At 41.7% G+C, this 21,463-nt stretch carries 24 protein-coding genes; 17 read left to right on the forward strand and 7 right to left on the reverse strand.

The annotated features are described in order from the left end of the window. The first annotated feature begins 167 nt into the window (after positions 1-167). The 3 genes from ACMX3D_RS00425 (at position 168) to ACMX3D_RS00435 (ending at position 3,214) form a co-directional block, all read left to right on the forward strand. Entirely contained in the window at positions 168-1,457 is a 1,290-nt protein-coding gene (locus tag ACMX3D_RS00425) for a glucose-1-phosphate adenylyltransferase (protein ID WP_482749528.1), read from the forward strand. 66 nt (positions 1,458-1,523) lie between these two features. Beyond that, on the forward strand, positions 1,524-2,000 hold the full coding sequence (locus ACMX3D_RS00430) for an AAA family ATPase (protein WP_482749529.1): 477 nt from the start codon (positions 1,524-1,526) through the stop codon (positions 1,998-2,000). A 203-nt stretch (positions 2,001-2,203) separates the two neighbouring features. Further along, complete coding sequence (locus ACMX3D_RS00435; RefSeq protein WP_482749530.1) at positions 2,204-3,214, forward strand: DnaJ C-terminal domain-containing protein; 1,011 nt, start codon at positions 2,204-2,206, stop codon at positions 3,212-3,214. 242 nt (positions 3,215-3,456) lie between these two features. Here ACMX3D_RS00435 and ACMX3D_RS00440 read toward each other — a convergent pair whose 3' ends face one another. From ACMX3D_RS00440 to ACMX3D_RS00450, 3 genes are all read right to left on the reverse strand, one after another. Further along, a complete protein-coding gene (locus ACMX3D_RS00440) occupies positions 3,457-4,116 on the reverse strand; it encodes a glutathione S-transferase family protein (RefSeq protein ID WP_482749531.1) in 660 nt (219 codons plus the stop codon). Positions 4,117-4,151: 35 nt separating this feature from the next. After that, positions 4,152-5,777 carry an NAD(P)H-hydrate dehydratase gene (locus ACMX3D_RS00445; RefSeq protein ID WP_482749532.1) on the reverse strand — a complete coding sequence of 542 codons (1,626 nt, stop codon included), beginning with the start codon at positions 5,775-5,777 and terminating at the stop codon, positions 4,152-4,154. Positions 5,778-5,899: 122 nt separating this feature from the next. Then, on the reverse strand, positions 5,900-6,718 hold the full coding sequence (locus ACMX3D_RS00450; RefSeq protein WP_482749533.1) for a hypothetical protein: 819 nt from the start codon (positions 6,716-6,718) through the stop codon (positions 5,900-5,902). Positions 6,719-7,064: 346 nt separating this feature from the next. On the opposite strand from ACMX3D_RS00450, the gene mnmA reads away from it, so the two are divergent. From mnmA to ACMX3D_RS00510, 12 genes are all read left to right on the forward strand, one after another. Continuing rightward, positions 7,065-8,120, forward strand: a complete 1,056-nt coding sequence (gene mnmA, locus ACMX3D_RS00455; RefSeq protein WP_482749534.1) for a tRNA 2-thiouridine(34) synthase MnmA — start codon at positions 7,065-7,067, stop codon at positions 8,118-8,120. A 273-nt stretch (positions 8,121-8,393) separates the two neighbouring features. Then, positions 8,394-9,317, forward strand: coding sequence for a helix-turn-helix domain-containing protein (locus ACMX3D_RS00460; protein WP_482749535.1), 924 nt, complete (start codon positions 8,394-8,396; stop codon positions 9,315-9,317). Positions 9,318-9,457: 140 nt separating this feature from the next. Next, positions 9,458-9,865 (forward strand): hypothetical protein, encoded by a 408-nt coding sequence (locus ACMX3D_RS00465; protein WP_482749536.1) that lies wholly within the window; start codon positions 9,458-9,460, stop codon positions 9,863-9,865. Positions 9,866-9,868: 3 nt separating this feature from the next. Continuing rightward, positions 9,869-10,366 (forward strand): AraC family transcriptional regulator, encoded by a 498-nt coding sequence (locus ACMX3D_RS00470; RefSeq protein WP_482749537.1) that lies wholly within the window; start codon positions 9,869-9,871, stop codon positions 10,364-10,366. A 463-nt stretch (positions 10,367-10,829) separates the two neighbouring features. Continuing rightward, positions 10,830-11,543: a helix-turn-helix domain-containing protein gene (locus ACMX3D_RS00475; RefSeq protein ID WP_482749538.1), complete on the forward strand. Its 714-nt coding sequence runs from the start codon at positions 10,830-10,832 to the stop codon at positions 11,541-11,543. 112 nt (positions 11,544-11,655) lie between these two features. Continuing rightward, positions 11,656-12,267 carry a hypothetical protein gene (locus tag ACMX3D_RS00480; RefSeq protein WP_482749539.1) on the forward strand — a complete coding sequence of 204 codons (612 nt, stop codon included), beginning with the start codon at positions 11,656-11,658 and terminating at the stop codon, positions 12,265-12,267. A gap of 45 nt (positions 12,268-12,312) precedes the next feature. Continuing rightward, entirely contained in the window at positions 12,313-12,636 is a 324-nt protein-coding gene (locus ACMX3D_RS00485; RefSeq protein ID WP_482749540.1) for a hypothetical protein, read from the forward strand. 268 nt (positions 12,637-12,904) lie between these two features. Then, entirely contained in the window at positions 12,905-13,573 is a 669-nt protein-coding gene (locus tag ACMX3D_RS00490) for a hypothetical protein (protein ID WP_482749541.1), read from the forward strand. Between the two features lie 32 nt (positions 13,574-13,605). After that, on the forward strand, positions 13,606-14,562 hold the full coding sequence (locus ACMX3D_RS00495; protein ID WP_482749542.1) for an AraC family transcriptional regulator: 957 nt from the start codon (positions 13,606-13,608) through the stop codon (positions 14,560-14,562). 138 nt (positions 14,563-14,700) lie between these two features. Then, positions 14,701-16,071: a DUF7453 family protein gene (locus ACMX3D_RS00500; RefSeq protein ID WP_482749543.1), complete on the forward strand. Its 1,371-nt coding sequence runs from the start codon at positions 14,701-14,703 to the stop codon at positions 16,069-16,071. Then, positions 16,037-16,543 carry a hypothetical protein gene (locus ACMX3D_RS00505; protein WP_482749544.1) on the forward strand — a complete coding sequence of 169 codons (507 nt, stop codon included), beginning with the start codon at positions 16,037-16,039 and terminating at the stop codon, positions 16,541-16,543. The genes ACMX3D_RS00500 and ACMX3D_RS00505 overlap by 35 nt, the downstream gene beginning before the upstream one ends. Positions 16,544-16,792: 249 nt before the next feature. Next, on the forward strand, positions 16,793-17,338 hold the full coding sequence (locus ACMX3D_RS00510) for a hypothetical protein (protein ID WP_482749545.1): 546 nt from the start codon (positions 16,793-16,795) through the stop codon (positions 17,336-17,338). 26 nt (positions 17,339-17,364) lie between these two features. Here ACMX3D_RS00510 and ACMX3D_RS00515 read toward each other — a convergent pair whose 3' ends face one another. From ACMX3D_RS00515 to ACMX3D_RS00530, 4 genes are all read right to left on the reverse strand, one after another. Then, positions 17,365-17,772: a putative toxin-antitoxin system toxin component, PIN family gene (locus ACMX3D_RS00515; RefSeq protein WP_482749546.1), complete on the reverse strand. Its 408-nt coding sequence runs from the start codon at positions 17,770-17,772 to the stop codon at positions 17,365-17,367. Next, entirely contained in the window at positions 17,772-18,011 is a 240-nt protein-coding gene (locus ACMX3D_RS00520; protein ID WP_482749547.1) for a hypothetical protein, read from the reverse strand. Before ACMX3D_RS00520 ends, ACMX3D_RS00515 begins: the two co-directional genes overlap by 1 nt. A gap of 121 nt (positions 18,012-18,132) precedes the next feature. Then, positions 18,133-18,402, reverse strand: coding sequence for a BrnA antitoxin family protein (locus tag ACMX3D_RS00525; RefSeq protein WP_482749548.1), 270 nt, complete (start codon positions 18,400-18,402; stop codon positions 18,133-18,135). Continuing rightward, positions 18,377-18,661, reverse strand: coding sequence for a BrnT family toxin (locus ACMX3D_RS00530; RefSeq protein WP_482749549.1), 285 nt, complete (start codon positions 18,659-18,661; stop codon positions 18,377-18,379). The genes ACMX3D_RS00525 and ACMX3D_RS00530 overlap by 26 nt, the downstream gene beginning before the upstream one ends. Positions 18,662-18,771: 110 nt before the next feature. On the opposite strand from ACMX3D_RS00530, the gene ACMX3D_RS00535 reads away from it, so the two are divergent. Both ACMX3D_RS00535 and sat read left to right on the forward strand, forming a co-directional pair. Then, on the forward strand, positions 18,772-19,644 hold the full coding sequence (locus ACMX3D_RS00535; protein ID WP_482749550.1) for a hypothetical protein: 873 nt from the start codon (positions 18,772-18,774) through the stop codon (positions 19,642-19,644). Positions 19,645-20,190: 546 nt separating this feature from the next. After that, on the forward strand, positions 20,191-21,375 hold the full coding sequence (gene sat / locus ACMX3D_RS00540; protein WP_482749551.1) for a sulfate adenylyltransferase: 1,185 nt from the start codon (positions 20,191-20,193) through the stop codon (positions 21,373-21,375). Positions 21,376-21,463 lie beyond the last annotated feature (88 nt).

The following is a 21,463-nucleotide window of genomic DNA, read 5'->3' on the forward strand; positions in this document are numbered from 1 at the left end:
TCAGTAGCGATACTCAAAACTTTTTACTGATCTAGACAAGCATTATCTATTATCACTACTAGGATTTGAGAAAATTCATCCCTGAGAAAATTCGATCCCCCCTTATCAGAGGCTACATACAGTCATAAACTGAAAGTGAGAGTTGAAAGGCAGTCGGGAGAAATTTTGTGAAAAAAGTTTTAGCAATCATTCTCGGTGGTGGCGCAGGCACCCGCCTTTACCCTTTAACCAAACTCCGTGCAAAACCAGCAGTACCCGTGGCAGGCAAATACCGTTTAATCGATATTCCTGTCAGTAACTGTATTAATTCGGAAATTTTTAAAATCTACGTCCTGACACAATTCAACTCAGCTTCTCTGAACCGTCACATTGCCCGTACCTACAACTTTAGTGGATTCAGTGAAGGGTTTGTGGAAGTGTTAGCTGCACAACAAACTCCAGAAAACCCGAACTGGTTCCAAGGTACAGCCGATGCTGTGCGTCAGTACATATGGCTGTTGGAAGAATGGGATGTAGATGAGTACCTGATTCTCTCAGGGGATCATCTCTACCGGATGGATTACCGTCAATTCATCCAGCGCCATAGAGATACCAATGCTGATATTACTCTCTCAGTAATTCCCATTGACGATCGGCGGGCTTCTGACTTTGGCTTAATGAAAATTAATGACTCCGGTAGGGTGATTGATTTTAGTGAAAAGCCCAAAGGTGAAGCTTTAGCTAACATGCGGGTTGATACCACAATATTGGGTTTAACCAAAGAACAAGCCCAACAACAACCCTACATCGCCTCAATGGGGATTTATGTTTTCAAAAGAGAAGTTTTAATCAAGTTGTTGCGGGAAAAATTAGAAAGAACCGATTTTGGTAAAGAAATTATTCCCGATGCAGCCAAAGATTATAACATTCAAGCTTATTTATTTGATGACTACTGGGAAGATATCGGAACAATTGAGGCATTTTATAATGCTAATTTAGCCCTGACCCAGCAACCACAACCACCTTTTAGCTTCTACGATGAAGAAGCACCAATCTACACTCGGCCGCGTTATCTACCACCTACCAAGCTGTTAGATTGCCACGTCACCGAATCAATTATTGGTGAAGGCTGTATTTTGAAAAACTGCCGCATTCAACATTCAGTTTTGGGCGTGCGATCGCGGATTGAATCTGGCTGTATCATCGAAGAATCCTTGCTCATGGGGGCAGATTTTTATCAAGCTTCAGTTGAACGGCAATGCAGCATCGATAAAGGTGACATCCCCGTAGGTATTGGCACAGATACGATCATTCGTCGGGCAATTATTGATAAAAATGCTCGTATCGGTCACGATGTCAAAATCATCAACAAAGATAACGTGCAAGAAGCTGAGCGCGAAAATCAAGGTTTCTACATCCGTAGCGGTATTGTAGTCGTCCTCAAAGGCGCTGTGATTCCCGATGGAACGATAATTTAGTTATTAGTCAATAGTCAATAGTCAATAGTTATTGGCTATTGACTATTGACCAAGGACAATGGACAAATGACTAAATTACTATTACTCATCGGTCTTCCGGGTAGCGGTAAGTCAACTTTGGCAAAACAATTAATCACTGAATGCCCCCAGATGCAGCTAATTTCTACAGATGCTATCCGGGGGCAATTATTTGGTGATGAAATAATTCAAGGGCCGTGGTTCCTGATTTGGCAGGAAGTTGAACGGCAACTCCAGCAAACAGTGACGACAAATAAATCAGCTATTTTTGATGCTACCAATGTGCGAAGACGCGATCGCCGCGAAGTCATCGCCCTTGCCCGTGACTTAGGCTTTACTCAAGTTGCCGGAATTTGGCTGACTACACCAGTTTGGCTATGTCTAGCACGCAATAAACAACGCATCCGTCGAGTTCCCGAAGAAGTCATCTTCCGGATGCACCGCCAACTCCGAGATGCTCCCCCCAGTTTAGAAGAAGGATTAGACGACTTGATGAAGATAGGGTGTGGGGGTGTAGGGGTGTAAGGGCGTAGGGAAATTATTACCCCACTCCCCTTTTCCCAGAGTACGGAAATTGCGCTGGTACAGTGAGCAAGAACCCCACTTGATTTTGTGTATTGTTTGTTAATTTAAAATCAGAATCTAATTGCTTGGCATTATACCTAGCAAAATATAAATCTCCCATCTTACAAAAAAACTTAAAGTAAATTTTTACAGGAGGCTGGTAGATGGCTGCAACCGACTTCAAAGACTATTATTCACTTTTGGGAGTTAGTAAAACTGCCAGTCCAGAGGAAATTAAACAAGCCTTTCGTAAATTAGCCCGAAAGTATCACCCTGATGTTAATCCAGGCAACAAGCAAGCAGAAGCACGCTTCAAAGAAGTAAACGAAGCTTACGAAGTATTATCTGACCCAGATAAACGTAAAAAGTACGACCAATTTGGTCAATATTGGAAACAAGTTGGCGAAGGCTTCCCTGGCGGCGGTGCTGGCGTTGATATGGGCGGCTTCGACTTCAGTCAATACGGCAGTTTTGATGAATTTATTAATGAGTTGTTAGGCCGCTTCGGTGGTGCAGCTGGCCCTCGGACTGGCAGACAAAGCTACTCTTATCGCACAGCCACAGGTAGACCAGGCAGCGGTTTTGGCGGTGGCTTTAACGATTTTGGCTTCCAAGATATGGGTGCAGGCGCGGGTGCTGCTCAAGATACGGAAGCGACAATTACCTTGACTTTTTCTGAAGCATTTGCTGGTGTGCAAAAGCGCTTTAGTTTGGGTAACGAAACAATTGACGTTCGCATTCCTGCTGGTGCTAAACCCGGTACTCGCCTGCGGGTGCGGGGCAAAGGTCAAGTTAATCCAATGACACAACAACGGGGAGATTTGTATTTAAAAGTTGAACTGCAACCTCACTCGTTCTTCCAAATTGAAGGCGATAATTTGGTTTGCGAAGTGCCAATTACACCGGATGAAGCAACTTTAGGTGCTTCTATTGATGTGCCTACTCCCGATGGCAATGTGAATGTGAAGCTACCTGCGGGAGTACGTTCTGGTCAATCATTGCGTTTGAGAGGCAAAGGCTGGCCTTTACCTAAAGGTGGACGTGGTGATCAGTTGGTGAAAGTGGCGATCGCACCACCAAAAGACCTCAGCCAACAAGAGCGGGAGTATTATGAAAAAATTAGGGCGATACGTACATATAATCCCCGCAGTCATTTACAACAAGTTAAGTTGTGATTTCTAATTCGTAATTCGTAATGTTTAGTTCCAAATTTAATTACGAATTACGAGTTAAGTTAAGTGGCTGAGAGAAATTCAATGTATATAAAATATCAATTGTTTGTAAGCTATGTTATGCCGTAGGCTAACGCACCTTGAATTCTTGACAGTGCGTTGCGCTGTGCGACAACACACCCTACTTTTTTTATTGACATAGCTTGAAAGATCAGTGCCGACTTACTTAGTAATGATGTGTAAGATTAACGTTGTGCCATCAAAGATTGCATTCGAGATTTAAAAGCTTCGATTAATTCTGGGGTGGCTTGGGTAGTTTGCCAAGATGAACGCTGTGTTAACCTTTCAGCCCAAGCATTTAATTTTTGGTAGTCAGTTAAAGGAAAATTCATCATAGGTAATAAAGGTACTGCACATCCAGCCACAATATCGGCTAGGGTTAACTCGTGACTACCAAAATATGGCTTATCTCCTAATAATTTTTCTAAAAATTCTAGCCCTGTAGATATTTTGTGCTTTGCCTGTTCTAATTTCTGCTCATCTTCACCGCCAGGAAAACCCATCATCCGATAAATTAACGGGTTCATTGCAGCTACTAATTCATTGACTGTTGTCATTTCTACCATCCGCACAATTGCTAAATCTTGAGCATTGGTCGGTAGTAAGCTAGGGCTAGGATGTTTCGCTTCTAAATAATCCAAAATAGCCAATGATTCGATTACATTCAAGCCATCATCAACTAAAACTGGAATGTGGTGGAAAGGATTCATCGCTAAAAATTCTGGTTGCAGTTGGTCGCCATCCAGTTTTATATCTACTAGGTTAAACTCTAGTTTTTTTTCTAGTAGCGCAATCCACACTCTCCGAGAATTCATTGAGAGGTGATTGTGATATAGCGTCAGCATGAAACAACCTCAAACTTTATGAGTAGGGTAGCATTTTAAGTGCTGAGTGCTGGCATTAAGTATTGTGTCAATGTAAAGGCATCTACACCCAGTTCTGTACGTTTATGGGCTGCTAGAATGCCTGCTTGCGAATGCCACCAAGCAGCAGTAGCTACAATGTCTTCTACAGGAATTTGTTTTGTAGCGGCTTGTGCTAATAATCCACCAATTAACCCAGTTAACACATCACCGCTACCACCACGGGCTAAAGCTGGAGTGCTTTCAGGAGTAATCCAAACTGTACCTTGAGAATTGGCAATAGCAGTTCTAGCTCCTTTTAACAATACTACTGCGTCACTGATGGCTGCTGCTTCCTTGACAGCTTTGATTCTGTCATGTTTGGCATCAGACACATCCGGAAATAATCTTTGGAATTCACCTGTATGGGGTGTAAGTACAGTGGCGGCTTGCCGTTGTTGTAAAGTGGGGATAGTTCCTAGCTGTGCCAAAATATTTAAACCATCTGCATCAAGAATTAAGGTGCGATCGCTCTCAATCACTTCTCTGACAATCGGAGTAGCTTCGCGGGTTAAACCGGGTCCACAAGCGATCGCACTAAAAGAACTTAAATCAGCGTTCTCAGGTAATTTTAGTTGAGAAATCGCGCCTGTCTCTGTTTCCGGACAGCCAATAATGAGTGCTTCTGGTAAATGCGACACTAAAGTCAATTTCAATGATTCAGGAACCGCCATAGAAAGCATTCCCACACCACTAGCCCGCGCCCCTAAACCTGTTAAAATTGCACCGCCAGCATAACGCCGCGAACCACAAATTAGTAATAAATGTCCTTCTTTATACTTGTGGGTTACTGCTGGACGCGGCAAAGGTAGAGTAGAAAGTGATGTTTTTCTAGTCATCCGTTTAATTCTCGGTGTATCTACTAATACAGCTTCCACACTTACCCAAGGAATATCAAAATCAATTAACTCCGCCTTGCCAACATACTCTAAAGCATGATCCTGCAATAGACCCAGCTTCCACAAACCTAGACATAAAGTGCAAGTAGCGCGAATCGCCGTTCCCAAAACCTCGCCTGTATCGGTGTGCAACCCTGAAGGTATATCAATACTAATAATTGGCTGATTCCATTCATTAAACTGATTAATTGCTGAAGCGATGGGATCAGTCAGTGGTCTTTCTAACCCAAATCCGAACAACCCATCGATTAAAAAATCACAATTCGGTAATTGTTCAATATTGTCATAGCAAGAAACACCCAAACTTTGGGCGTACAGCAAATGTTGTGCAGTTAATTCCTTTAACTTAGAAAAAGGCGAATATATCCAAACTTTATAGCCGCGAAAGTGTAATTCACGGGCTACAACCAAAGCATCGCCACCATTATGACCGGGGCCGACTAAAATTCCCACACAGCATGAGTTCCCCGACAATGGAAACATCCCTTGGATACGAAGGGCTATTAGTCCCGCCACCTTTTCCATTAAAGCTGCTACAGGCATTCCGGCAGCAAAGATACGCCCTTCAATATCTCGCATTTGCCCAGCAGTGACTACGATTTGTGAAATGTGTTCTTGCCTGTATTGCGAGTGCTGAGTTGAAAGTGCTGAGTGCTGAGTAATTAGATTGGATGTGCTGATGTTAATTGGTGGTAGATTTTGCATGAGTCTGAATTCCCAAAGCTATGGAATGATAGGATTTGAGCTAAAAGTTATGAGATTTGAATAAACTCTTCAATTGATATTGCTCATTCTTTACTTTTAACTCCTTACTCAGCACTCAGCACTTATCTGTTGTAGTAAACTCTAGAATTACCAAATCCCAACTCTTGCATATATTTATTCCATCTGTCTGCTTCACCACGTTCAGCAAAAGGCCCTACGGCTACATGAGGGCCAAGCGGTTTTTGTCTTTCTTGGATTAAGTTAGAATTTCCCACATTGCGGATAATTTTGTCTGTGATTGCAGGTAAATCTTGTACTTTACCAGGAATGACAACATAGTATTTATTATTTGTGTTTTCAGAATATCCTCGACTATTAAAAGTCTGTATTTCTTGCCCGTTAGCAAAGGTGACAATCCGTGCGCCACGAATACCATAAGATTCTAATTGCCTCACACGCTGTTGGGCATTAGATTGTCTGTTAAAAACTCCTGACTGGATAATAGAACGTCCTTGATATTGACGGATGTAAGCCCCTGGTTCAACTTGGCGGACTTGTTGTAGCGTTTGGTAATTATCGCTATCAACATATACAAAGTAACGTTCAAAGTTCTGGCTATATTGATTTGGCTGGCTTGGTTGAAAAATTACAGGATTTTGCTGAGATTGATTTTCTGTTGATGGATAAACCAGAGGATTAGGGTCATATTGCTCAATTTGCCCTGGTTGTATTTGAGGTAAAGGTTGTTGATTATCTGGAATTACTGAAGTATCTGGCGGTGGTGGTAATGTCTCAATTACTGTTTGTTGCGATAACAAAATATGATTTCTGTTGATTTGCGCTTGGACTGGCTGATGATGGGAAATAAATGCTAAGCAACTTCCCAAAAATAAGGGTATTATTGGCGATGAAATAAACTGACCTGATAACTGCATGGACATAGTAGTTACAAGATTTTTCAAACTATATAGTCTAAGCATAAAATCAGCAGAGCTAGGTGGCAATGGATACATATTAGGGAACGGGGAACAGGGGACAAAGAACAGGGGACAAAGAACAGGGGACAGGGAATGGGGAACGGGTAACGGGTAACGGGTTTGAAAGATTTTTAGTTAGGAACTCAAGTGCTTGACCAGCAAGGGTTTGAGATATATATGCTACAATTGAGCAGTCGCGCAGCTGCCGTGTTGTGCTTGTATGAACAGCCTCTACTTGCACCTTGAGTAATGGAATTATTAGTTTTAATCTCTGTCGCCAGTAGCTGCTAGTCTAAAAACAATTAGAGATATGAAAAAAGTTGTCGTTGGTCTTTCCGGTGGTGTTGACAGTTCCACTGCTGCTGCTATTTTGCACAATCAGGGCTATGAAGTGATTGGTTTAACCCTTTGGCTAATGAAAGGCAAAGGGCAATGTTGCTCTGAGGGAATGATCGACGCGGCTTATATTTGCGAACAACTGGGAATTCCCCATGAAGTTGTAGATATTCGTGATGTCTTTCAGACAAATATTGTTGATTATTTAGTATCTGGTTACAGTGCGGGAATTACACCGTTGCCTTGTTCGCAGTGTAATAAAACGGTAAAGTTTGGGCCAATGGTGGAGTATGCCCATGAAAAATTGGGATGCGATCGCATTGCTACTGGTCATTATGCCCGGATTAATTATGACGCAGCAACTGGGCGTTATCAATTAGTAAGAGCAGTTGACCGCAACAAAGACCAGTCTTACTTTTTGTATGATTTGTCTCAAGATTTACTCGCAGCTTCCGTATTTCCTTTAGGAGAACTGGAAAAAGCAGATACGCGTCGGATTGCTGCTGAATATGGTTTGAAAACCGCAGACAAGCCAGAAAGTCAAGACCTGTGCTTAGTCGAAAGCAACGGTTCCATGCGGGCATTTTTGGATAAGTATCTTGCTCCCAAAAAAGGCGATATTGTGGATACCACAGGCAAAGTGTTGGGACAGCATGATGGTGTCCATCATTACACCATTGGTCAACGTAAAGGTTTGGGAATTGCGGCGGCGGAACCGTTGTATGTCGTGGAATTAGATGCTGTGAATAATCGTGTAGTGGTAGGCGATCGCACCAAGGTAACTCAACCAGAATGTACAGTCGGGCGAGTAAACTGGGTTTCCATCGCTGAACCAGCCACCCCAATTCACGCCGAAGTGCAAGTCCGCTATCGTTCTCACCCTGTACCAGTTACGGTAATTCCTCTGGAAAATTCCCGCGTCCGTTTGGTGTTTGATGAACCACAGTTCAGCGTCACCCCTGGACAAGCGGCAGTTTGGTACGATGGGGAAAAAGTCTTAGGCGGCGGCATAATTGAGCAGTTTAGTTAAATAAACTTTTCAGTTTCTGAACGCGACATTTGAGCCTCAGAACTTGGCCTTTCGAGTTCTAAGGCTCTAGTTTTTCAATAATTTTTGGGAAAATGCGATCACCTCCGACTGGGAATTACAACATCGCAGAGTTCAAGAACTCTCCCAAAGTCTCATTTGGCAAAAAAGTGTAATACAGATCATCGTCGCTTTTGTGTCACTGAAGAAGATATGCTTCTTAGTAGGTGTAATTATACATCTTAAGCTTCAGTATAATCCCCCCGGCGTAGAAAAATGGAAGCGATGATGTCTGTCAAGCAACCTTTGGTGATTGACTGTGTTGATTGGCTAAAGTTTTTTCCACAACAGCCCCTGCTGACAAGTTTTCAATCGGGTTGGAGTAGCATTCAGCTTATTCATTTCCGCCAACCCTTGATCTATGTGCCTGAAGTATTCAACTCTCAACACCTCATCATGATTCCCATAGGGCATCATGCAGTTGATTTTGAAGTTATCTGTGAGGATCGGGAGTATGCGGTTTCGTATCAAGAAAAAGACTATGCCAGTGGTTGTATTGAAGTCTTTCCCTCTAGTTTATCTTATGGATTCTGTTCTCATTCAACTTTTAAAACAATGGAATGGATTCAGTGCTATCTAGAGCCGACATTTGTAGCTCAGATTGCTTATGAATCAGTGAATCCTGATCGCGTTGAACTTTTACTGACACCTAAAAAACCTGACTTATTGATTCACCAGATTGGTCTAGCACTCAAGTCAAGTTTAGAACAAGATGGGGCTGGCAGTCATTTCTACGCAGATTCAATGGCTAAGGCACTTGCGGCTCATCTATTACGCTATTACTCCACGCACAACCATCAATTTCGAGAATATGAGGATGGGTTATCTAAACAAAAGCTCAAACAAGCTACTGAGTATATCCAAGAACATTTAGGTAAGAACTTATCCTTGAATGAAATTGCCAATGAACTCGACATGAGCCAGTATTACTTCTGTCGCTTGTTCAAGCAATCAACGGGAATATCACCTCATAAATACTTAATTCGCCAGCGATTAGAAAAAGCAAAACATTTGCTCAGACAGCCAGAAAGAACAGTGACATCAATCGCCCTAGATTGCGGCTTTGCCAATCCCAGTCATCTTGCTAAGTATTTTCACAAATATACAGGTATGAGTCCGAAACAGTTCCGTAGAACATAGCACATCCCAAAACTTCATTCGACTTTAATACAAATCATCTTCGCTTTGATGTCACCCAAGAAGTTATGCTACTTACTAGGTGTAATTATACATCTTAAAATTCAGTATAATCCCCCAGGCGTAGAAAAATGGAAGCGGCGATGTCTATCCAGCAACCTTTGGTGATTGACTATCTTGATTGGCCGAAGTTTCTCATAAATCCGCCCCTCTTAACCAGTTTTCAATCAGGCTGGAATAGCATTCAGCTTGCTCATTACTGTCACCCTTCGCTTGATGTACCTGAAATATCCAATTATCAACACGTTGTCCTTATTCCCATCGGGAATCACAAAATTGATTTGGAATTTGTCGCTGAAGGACATCCACAGACAGTTTCGTATCGAGAACAAGACTATGCTAATTACTGCATTGAAATCTATCCTGCTGACTTACCGATAAGTCTCCATTCTCTTCCGACTGTTAAATCAATGGAGTTGATTAAGCTATATTTAGAGCCGATATTTGTAGCTCAAATTGCTTATGAATCGGTGAATCCTGATCAAGTCTAACTGTTGCTGACACTGAAAAAACCCGATTTATTTATCCACCAGATTGGTATAGCACTTCAATCAAGTTTAGCTGATAGGATTGGTAGTCGTTTTTACGCCGATGCGATGGCTAAGGCACTTGCGGCTCATTTGTTACGCTATTACTCCACGCGCAATCATCAGTTTCGAGAATATGAAGATGGTTTGTCTAAACCAAAGCTCAAGCAAGCTACTGAGTATATCCAAGAACATTTAGGTAAGAACTTATCCCTGAGTGAAATTGCCAATGAACTCGATATGAGCCAGTATTACTTCTGTCGCCTGTTCAAGCAATCAACAGGAATATCACCGCATCAATACTTGATTCGCCAGCGAATAGAAAAAGCCAAGCATTTACTCAGACAGCCAGGGCGAACCATTACATCAATCGCCCTAGATTGCGGTTTTGCCAATCAAAGCCATTTGGCTAAGTGTTTTCAGAAATACATAGGTATGAGTCCGACAGAATTTCGCAAGTTATAGCAAGATTTTATTCTAAGGTACTGTTTTTTCAGGGTGCGATCGCTCAAACCTTCACAGTAGGCCAAAGAATCTATCTTTAGCTCTCTGCAAAAGTCTTAATTCATGCTGTAACTAGGCAATGCCAGGAAGTTTTCACACAAGAATGTTATCCAAATAGCTCGCTATCACTTTCGTGGCACCCAAGAAGATATACTGCTTATTAAGTGTAATTTTACATCTTAAAAGCCCGTATAATCCCCCAGGCGTAGAAAAAAGAAAGCCATGATGTCTGTCAGACAACCTTTGGTGATTGACTATCTTGAATGGCCGAAGTTTCTGCTGAGTCCAGCAATTCTAACCAGTTTTCAGTCGGGTTGGAGTAGTATTCAGCTTGCTCATTATCGCCAACCATCGATCGATTTGCCTGAAGTATCCAGCCCTCGGCACATGATCTTTATTGCAACTAGGACATCAGGCAATCGACTTGGAATACGTCTATGAGGGTCGTTTGCAGACGATTTCATATCGAGAAAAAGATTATGCAAGTGGCTGTATTGAAGTCGTTCCTGCTGATTTACCTTTTAGCGCCCGTTCTATTTCCACTTTTCTAATAATAGAGTGGATTAACTGCTATCTAGAGCCAAAATTTGTAGCTCAAATTGCTTATGAGTCGGTGAACCCCGATCACGTTGAACTTTTACTTACTCGGAAAACAGCTGATCCATTGATTGCACAGATTGGTTTAGCACTCAAGTCAAGTTTAGAACAAGATAAAGTTGGTAGTTGTTTTTACGCCGATTCAATGGCTACCGCATTGTCCGCGCATCTATTACGTTATTACTCTACGCGCAATCATCAGTTTCGAGAATATGAAGATGGCTTGTCTAAACCAAAGCTCAAGCAAGCTACTGAGTATATCCAAGAACATTTAGGTAAGAACTTATCCTTGAATGAAATTGCCAATGAACTCGACATGAGCCAGTATTACTTCTGTCGCCTGTTCAAGCAATCAACGGGAATATCACCTCATAAATACTTAATTCGCCAGCGAATAGAAAAAGCCAAACATTTGCTTAGACAGTCAGAAAGAACAGTGACATCAATAGCACTAGATTGCGGTTTTGCCAATCAAAGTCATTTGGCTAAGTATTTTCACAAATACATAGGTATGAGTCCGACAGAATTTCGCAAGTTATAGCAAGATTTTGTTCTAAGTCGCAAGAATATGTGCGACTTAACTGCGGAAATCCCTTAGATTAGTGTCAAAAGTACACGTAACTACGCACTACAACATTAAGTGGAGCGCAACTATGAAACCAATTCAAATTGCAGCAACTATAATCACTACCGCAACCTGTTTTATTCCTTTAGTCCCCGCCTTTGCAGGGCCTTTAGATACATATAGTGGCTCAATTCTAGATCCCAATAGTAGCACTTTATCTTCCGATCCACGTTTGTTATGTGATGACATAGTGGAAAAGGCCGAGGCTGAACATCGGAGTGCATCAGCAAGGGATAGCGCATATCAATCCGGTTCGAGCGATGCTTGGAAGATAACCGAGAATCAATCTAGTACGAATGGCAAAAAAATCTCTGGTGGAGCGAGTTACATGGGCATAGGCTTAAATGGAGCTTATGAAGGAACTTCATCACGTAATTCTGCAAGTTCGGATGAAGGCAAACGCGATCGCTCAAACTCATCCCACAACAGTAGTCGAGATGACGAGTATTCCAAAATCTCTACACCCACCACAGCTGGGCAAAAATGTAGCGAATTAGTCAAAGCTGCTGCTGCAAGAGACCAAGCTGCTTTTCAAGCCGATGCACAAGTTCAATCCGTCAGAATTATCACGGAAGGCAAAATAGAAGGCTTGAAAATCGAATCAAACAATAAGTTTATAGAAAACCTGTTGAAATGGTAAGCCTCTTTTAAAATCAGCAAAAAATTTATATGTAGAGTAAATGTCATGAATACTCAGTTCCTTGTTGCATCTGCACTGTCTCTACTGTTTTTTCCAACGATCAGTTTTTCTGCTAAAGCGAACGAAGCAACCGGTAGCGAAGAAAATGCGCTTTTTGAAAAAGGCTGTTTCCGAGAAAATTTTTCTGGAGTTTATGACACTAAAAGAGATTACGGTTTGAATCGTATTGGTTGGACGCTGATCCATAATGGTGCTTGTATTCAATGCGAAGACAAAACTGTAACACCACCTGACAATTGCGTTGAACCAGGCGATTATGAGAACGAAACGAAAGCTATAGACTCGCAAGACTTATTCCCAAAATTCTGAGCAAATTGCTAAATCTCATAGCTTCAATACTACTGTGAAATTGTCAGGGCAGACGCATCTTGTCAACAAAGAAATTCTATTCTTAACAAAGCTCAGATTAATCGCATTCAGTCAAGTTTATTGAGCAAGATTTTAGGCGATAGCTTTGAGGTTTGAAAAATCAATCAAACGAGAAATACCGATTTTTTCTTTGGTTCTTAATCTTGGTTGCGATCAAGAGTACTTTAGATACGTTTGCCCTGCATTTCCAAGACTATAGGAAACAACTATGAAATTAACGGACTTACCAGTAATCTTAATTGCAGCTTTAACTTGCATAACTCCTTATATTCCTGTTTATGCTGAAACCTCTGATCAAGGAACGAAGCACTCTGAAGATCAAACCCAATCAGTTCAACCCGCGCCTTCTGCTGAACTTCCACCTGCTTCACGTAAAATTCCTGAATCGACTGCGATCGCCATTGCTTTTCCTTCCGATCTCATCATCAATGCCAACACCGAACAAATAACCACACTTTCCCTAGCCGAACCGATTTTTGACGACGCAGGTAATGAAGTCGCACCCAAGAACTCCCTGATTAGCGTCCGTCTCAAACCTGGTAAAAAGGGTATGACACTAGAGGCAGATTTCCTAGTTGTCCGTGGCAAAACCATCCCCATACAAGCATCGAACATCTTCATTCCTGGAGAAACGGTGACGCTGCAATCGGGTATTGATCAGGCGCGTGAAGCCAGCCTACTGGGACAAACAGTCGCTGGAACTGTCATCGGTGCAACTAATGTAAACAATGTCGATGCAATCAAACAAGGCGCACTCGCCGGAAATGGATTAGGTATTGTAGTCGGGCTACTTTCTCCTAAAAAAGCAACAGTTGTAAAAATTCCACAAGGAAGAGTTTATATATTAACCCTGCAATCTGCTGCTTATCTGCCGTGAACAATATCTATCTACAACATTGCTAAATTTCAGTGGCGATCGCATCACCCAAAACAGCTAGAAAAAAGGAAGCGATGATGTCTGTCAAGCAATCTTTGGTGATTGATAATGTTGATTGGCCAAAATTCCTGCCCAATCCGCCTCTTGTAGCAAGTTTCCAATCGGGTTGGAGTAGCATTCAGCTTGCCCATTACCGCCAAACATCGATCAATTTACCTGAAGCATCTAACTTTCAACACATCATCATTGTTCCACTAGGGCATCAGGCAATTGATTTAGAAGTGGTCTCAGAAGGTCACTTGCAAAAAGTTTCTTATCAAGAAAAAGAATATACAAGTGGCTGTATTGAAGTTTTTCCAGCTGATTTACCTTATGAACTCCGTTCTAACTCCAGTACTCAAACAATGGAGTGGATTCAATGTTGCCTAGAGCCAAAATTTGTGGCTCAGATTGCTTATGAATCGGTGAACCCCGATCACATCGAACTTTTACTAATACCAAAAAAAGTTGATTTATTAATTCACCAAATTGCTCTAGCACTCAAATCAAGTTTAGAAGAAGATGGGATTGGCAGTTGTTGGTATGCCGATTCATTAGCTACGGCACTTGCGGCTCATCTGTTACGCTATTACTCCACCCGCAACCATCAGTTTCGAGAATATGAGGATGGCTTGTCTAAACGAAAGCTCAAGCAAGCCATTGAGTATATCCAGGAACATTTAAGTGAAAATATTTCCCTGAGTGAAATTGCCAGTGAACTTGACATGAGCCAGTATTATTTCTGTTGCCTGTTCAAGCAATCAACAGGAATGTCACCCCATAAATACTTAATTCACCAACGAGTAGAACAGGCAAAAAATTTGCTCAGGCAGTCAAAACTAACAGTGACATCAATAGCATTAGATTGCGGTTTTGCTAATCCGAGCCATTTTGCTAGGTGTTTTCGCCAATACACTGGCATGAGTCCGACACAATTTCGCAAGTCATAGCAAGATTTTGTTCAAAGTCGCAAGAATATGTGCGACTTAACTGCGGAAATCCCTTAGAGTACTATCAACGCTTATATGAGCTTGGTAATGGTTCTGTGTTGTTAAAACCACATCATAATTATTTGGAAGGGAATAAACATGGCTAATGTGAGTATTAGTCAACAAATACAGAATGGACATAACCGTATCGACAACCATCAAGTTTACACTGCTCCACTGCCCATAAAAAGTCACAGATATGGGCAAAAAGCTTTGAAAATAGCTGCGGGTGTCTTCCTAACATCAGGATTTATTGGCATTAATTCCGGTTTTGCTTTGGCAGGTGGATACACTTTCACAGCAGTAGCAACTCAAGGTGAACAATCTCCTGATTCACAAAATTGTGGCAGCTACACTGGTGATTTTGAAACCTCTGCACTCAATAATCGTGGTGAAGTAGCTTTTGTTGCTGATTTATCAGTGCAAGGTCAAGGAGTGTTTATCGGTCGTCCTGGAAATCTCAAAGCACTTGCTTGTTCAGGCCAAACTGCTCCTGGTGGTAGCACATTTACACTGGGAATATTGGGTCGTGTGGGCTTGAATGACAGTGGTGATGCGGTGTTCACTTCTTTACTTGAGCCTTTTATAGAACCTTATGCACCTGATGGTTTTGACTCTAACTCTGGTGTCTATCGCTTTTTAAATAGCGAACGTAAAGTGCAGCCATTATTAGTACCTGGTACAACTCCCGCGCCTGAAGGGGGAAAATTTTTAGGGACTTTTTTTCATACCAGCATCAATAACCAAGGTGAAGCTTTATTCACTGGTTTGGTGAATACTAACTCCGGTCGAACAGGTAATGGTGGAATTGGTGCAGGCCTTTACTTAGCCAACAAAAAAGGCAAAATTTCTGCTGTGGTGAAACCCGGTGACTTCGCTCCTGATGGTGGCACATTTGATGCAGCAACCAATGGCTGGATAAATGATCGGGGTGATGTCGCTTTTGGTGGTCACATCAAGGGCGAAGAATGTATCACTATTAGTCAGAGTCCTTATATCTGTGGTGAGAGTGTGTATTGGAAAAATGCTGCAACTGGCAGAATCCAATCAATTGCTTACCAAGGCGAAAATACTAATACTCGCTGTGATGGTAAGTACCGCCTTGCCTTTGGAGGAGTCATAAATAATCGCCGAGATATCGTCTTTATCGGTGATTTGACACCAGCAACTGATGATATTTTGCAAAGCACTGGTGTTTTCCTTTATTCAAAAGGCACAACCACCGCAGTAGCTTGTCCTGGCGATCGCCTGCCCGGTGGTGGAACATTAGTCACAGCAGCCAACAGTGATTCCACTTATCACCTCAACAACTCAGGAGATGTCGCTTTTAGCGCCCAGATTGAGAACAATGGTGTCAATGAGACTGGAGTGTATATCTGGTCAAAAGGAAGGTTAAGCCTCGTCGCCAAAACTGGAACTGTTATTCCTGGTGTAGATGAGTACAAAGCCACAAAAAGTAGAAATTTATGAAAAAGGAATACTCAAGTTACAGCTTACTGATTCAGATGCAGGTAGCTTGAATGGTAGGCTAGGCCCTAATGGTAATTATGAAGGTGAAGCAACATCAGTAAAAATTTTCGGTTCAGCAGGATCAGGGGTAACATTTTATGATGATAAACAGTTTAGGACAACTGAAAATAGCGTTTACATAGAGAAACTTACAGATGCGCCAATAGAAGTTTTCATCAGTCAAAACTTTGTGCAAAGTGATGAAGAAGTAGGAAGCGGAGTTTTCTTTGGTGAAAATTCTGGTAAATATAAGTGGATACTTTTTAAAAGTCCTAAAGCTCGGCTAGATTGGGATGCAATTTTAGAACTTATCATAGGAGGTAGAATCTCAGGAGATGGAGTAAGCAAGATTTTTGAGGGGAAAAGAAAATCAAATAATTATCGTGTTGATAACTGTTCTAGCGTAAAATTTGGCGATCCACCTACAGCCTAGTAGATAGTAGTTTGGGTGAAACGGAGTAGAACCCAACATCATCCTGTAGGTAATTTACCTCTTGAAATTTCTCGACAATAATTTCTCTTTGCCCAAAATTATTAATGTTGGGTTACGACACAAAATAGAATTGTCTGTTTAGTATCAAATATTTTTCATGCGTCTAACCCAACTTACACAATACTAAAAAATTCAAAATCTAAGGTATTAGACAGAACAGATATAAAGTATTGAAAAGGAACGAATATTATGTACGATGAGTTTTCCCGTCGCCAATTTTTAAAGGCAGGCGTTGGTTTCATTGGAGCAGCAACAGGTGCAGTTGTGTTTAATGATTTTGCTACTGTTTTAGCTGAATCTAGTGGAGTACAAGATAGGTGGCGCTTTTGTCGTAAGTGTCAGGCAATGTTTTTCAACGGTTATGACAATAAGGGAGCCTGTGCTGGCGGTGGTGTTCATGAACCAGCAGGCTATGAGTTTACTCTTCCCTATGGTGGCGCAGAAACAGCAAATGCACAGCGTGATTGGCGTTTCTGCCATAAGTGTCAAGCAATGTTTTTCAATAGAGAAGCCGCTAAAGGAGCTTGTCCTGCGGGCGGTACTCATAAAGCTGCCGGATTTAATTTTGTTCTCCCACATGATGTTCCACCAACATCAACAGCACAGGAGGAATGGCGCTACTGTCAGAAGTGTAAGGTAATGTTTTACAACGGTTATGACAATAAAGGAGCTTGTGCTGCGAGTGGTACTCATGAAGGCGCAGGATATAACTTCGTCCTCTCACACTACTCGTGAAGAATTAGCTATCTTTTGTAGTTATATCAAGCAAGCAATTCTAGGAAAGCAGCAGCTTTGAGAATATGAATGTCTTGATACTTGTTGAATGCCAGTAGATGCTTATCACCTGTGATAATATGTGTTGCTTTTCCCACAACTGCACATTCAATTACCATATCGTCATCAGGATCATCCACAACAACTTTCAAGCTATTAGGAATTTCTACCAAGCGGGAAAAAGCAAGAATTTGCTCAATATCAATGGCTGCATCCATCGGAGAGCGATTTTGCTTTGTTTGTAACTTTTCGCGTAATTCTAATAAAATCTCTCGACAAGTTACAGATTCTATCTGCCCATTTCTTGCAAGTTCTAAACAGCGATAGGGACTACCTCGCCAACCTAAACCTGAAAAGAGTGTATTTGTATCGAACACAACGACATAAGATATCATTACTTTTCGTGCAAGATACTGTCTATGAATTCTTCTCGCTCTTGTTCAGTCATAATATCCCAGTTGAGTCCACGTGTTGTACTCAAAGAGCGCATCTGTAATTCTCCTTGATCAAGCCTATTTTGCCACCAAATATCTTGCTCTGCTTTGATGGCTTGCAAGATCATACGCTGCTCTGAAATTGCTAGTTGCTTGACTAGTGTGATGACTTGCTCAGTATTGAGATGAAGGGTTGCCATCTTTGTTTGTAGCACCTCTGTTGAGATTTGCAGATATTGTAACTCAGTTAATTTTATGCTGTAAAAATGAAAATTGCGATGTTTTATTAGTAAGATACACCCAGTCTACCAAGATACTAATTTAATGTTGGGTTCCGTTTTGAATCTTACTCTGATGTTCAACGTAAGTTCGTAATACCGCATTCATTAAAGACTGATAGCCTTTACCTTGATTTTTAAACCATTGCAAAACGTCACTATCAATTCTTAATGAGATTGCTTGTTTAGTAATAGGTTGAACAAGTTGGACATTTTCCCAAAAATGAGAATCTAATTCAGGGATATCAGAAGTATCGATATCTTCATCGGGAATATTCTGAATTTCTTCAAGTCGTTTGGCTGAGATATTCATAGTATGTTTTCCTTTCTTTTAGAGTTGCTTTTCTAGCTGAAATAATGCGGATAACTCCGGCTCTGTCGGTATGAGCAACAGTAATAATCACCACATTTTGTATTGCTCCTATACTAATTTCTCTGATTTCTCCGTAATCAAAACGGTCATCAATGTTGGTGAATACAATGCCATCAAATATTTCTATAGCTTCCTCAAAGCTGATGCCATGTTTTTTTAAATTTTGCTGATTTTTATTTTTATCCCATTCAAATTGCATTTTAGCTCATATATACAATTTGTATCTACAATTCGGGATACCATGATGAGCTAGTGATTGTCCAAACTGTTCCACGCACTATCCCAAAGCTTTTTTAATCAGGAAATTTTATGAACATCAAAAAACTCGGTTTTGAATTATCAACAATTACAGCCCTGTCAATCACTCCGCTTTCAGTTATGCTGTGCCTGACTCCTTCGGCTCGTGCAGATGTGGAAGTTCTGCATACCTATGGCAATTCACTAGGACAAGAAATTGTCAATGTGATTGCGGTTGATAAGTCTAAACTGCTTCCTCTTTTGCCCCCCGGATACAACATCGTACCTGCATCACAACTCGGATTTGGCAACGATAGCCAAGGAATTATAGCGATCGCCAACTTTCGAGGCATTGCTCCGGTTGTGGACAACCGAGAGCCACTGGAGCAGAATCAAGTAGCGATTGATATAGCTATCCTTGTGTCTGAACCAAGCGATGCGCTGCAAGCTGGAGTGAACATCCCTGGAGCCTTTCATCTTTATACACTGGCTATTTATACAAATGATGCCCGATACGCCGCCAGCCTACGCCGTGCTGATATCCCGGTGGAGTTTGTCAACAAAATCAACTATCAACGCAATATCAATGATGAGACTGGGGTAGGTGATTTGAGTGTGAGCGTTCCATTCAGAAATTCGCCGTTTCGCACGTTTAGCTCGGCTCAGGGTTATATGCCTGTACCTGGTGCTTTTAACGCTGTCTTCTGGTACGATGGTCGAAAAGGTAGAGCAGTGCTGAATTTCATCGATCAGCCATTCCGACAAGGCAACGCCATCAGCCGCATCTATACACAGCCGTATAGTATTTGGGACAACCTATTTCGTGGTGGCGGACTTGGTTCTTGTGATCCAGATCCCAAGACTGGCTATAGGTGTATAATTGCACCTGCGCTAAACTTGCGATACGACCAAGGTACAGTCGGGAAGCTCCAACTAATCAAATAAATGAGCATCAACACTTTTATAAAAATAATGCCTTGCTGTTAGAAAAGTATGAAGCCGCATTTGCGAAAACTCAGGATGATTGGCAGAGAGTTGAATGAGTCCAATCAATTCATAGGAGATCAACAATGACCGGAATCTTTAGCTTATTAGCTGAATGTGGGGCAGAACAGGCGATCTCATCATCCAAATTGTTCACGCTGTTGTTCACTTTCGTAACTTTGGATTGATAGCGATCGCTGCTTCTTATTCTGTAGAGACGTTGCAATGCAACGTCTCTACAAAAAAATCTGTTTCACCTTTAAAGGAAATTGATATGAGTAGGGGCGAACGGCGGTTCGCCCTTAAATTTAGGGAACATAGGGTGAGATTGCCTACCACTCTAGTTCAAAAATCAAATATGAGTCCAATCTGGCTTTAAACTTAGCTGTTTAACTTTGAGTTCTTATTGGCAATTCACAGAACTATTTTTTCTCTCTGTACCAGCATTTGATAAGTTAGTTAGTACATAGTTTGCAACAATTACATTAACTCGAAGAGGGGATTACGTTGAGTCACCATCAAGATGCTATTGCGCCGCACGGTGGAGAGTTAGTTAATCGCATCGCTACGCCGGAACAAAGAGAAGAATTTCTTTCTAAGGCGGAATTTTTGCCTCGCGTGCAATTAGATGAGCGTGCGGTTTCGGATGTCGAAATGATTGCGATCGGTGCTTTTAGTCCACTCACTGGTTTTATGAATCAGTCAGACTACGATCGCGTGGTTACAGAAATGCGTCTCGCTAACGGTCTGGTATGGTCTATCCCAGTTACACTTTCGGTAACCGAGGAAGTCGCTGCTCCCCTGAAGGAAGGCGATTACATCCGTCTGGATAACCCCCAAGGTGAGTATATTGGTGTTTTGCAACTCACGCAAAAATATCACTACGACAAAACCCGTGAAGCGATTAATGTTTACCGCACCGATGAAGCAAAACATCCAGGGGTAAAGGTACTTTATAACCAAGGTTCAGTTCATCTTGCTGGTGATATCTGGTTACTACAACGTGAAGAACACCCCCACTTCCCCAAATATCAAATTGATCCTGCCGCATCACGCCAGTTATTTAAAGAAAAAGGCTGGAAAACAATTGTAGGTTTTCAAACTCGTAACCCCATCCACCGCGCTCATGAATATATTCAAAAGTGCGCTTTAGAAACTGTGGATGGTCTATTTTTACATCCGCTAGTTGGCGCAACCAAAGAAGATGATATCCCAGCTGATGTGCGGATGCGTTGCTATGAAATCTTGCTAGAACATTATTACCCCTTAGACCGGGTGATTTTAGCCATCAACCCAGCCGCCATGCGTTATGCTGGCCCCCGTGAAGCAATTTTCCATGCTTTAGTTCGTAAAAACTACGGCTGTACTCACTTCATTGTCGGACGTGATCATGCTGGTGTTGGTGATTACTACGGTACTTATGATGCTCAATATATCTTTGATGAATTTGAGCCAAATGAAATCGGTATTGTACCAATGAAGTTTGAACACGCGTTCTACTGCACACGCACCAAGCAAATGGCGACGACTAAAACTAGTCCTAGCAAACCTGAAGAACGCATTCACTTATCAGGAACTAAGGTGAGAGAAATGCTGCGTCGTGGTGAGTTACCACCACCAGAATTCTCCCGTCCAGAAGTTGCAGCAGAATTGGCTCGTGCAATGCGAGTTCCAATTCCAGCATTAACATAGTCATGAGACAAGGGGAATTATTTCCCCACGTCTGGTAATTAACTCAGAGATTTTGGCTGAATTAACTACTGGTGTAGTTTGTCAAGGG

The organism is Anabaena sp. TISTR 8404, from assembly GCF_056847745.1.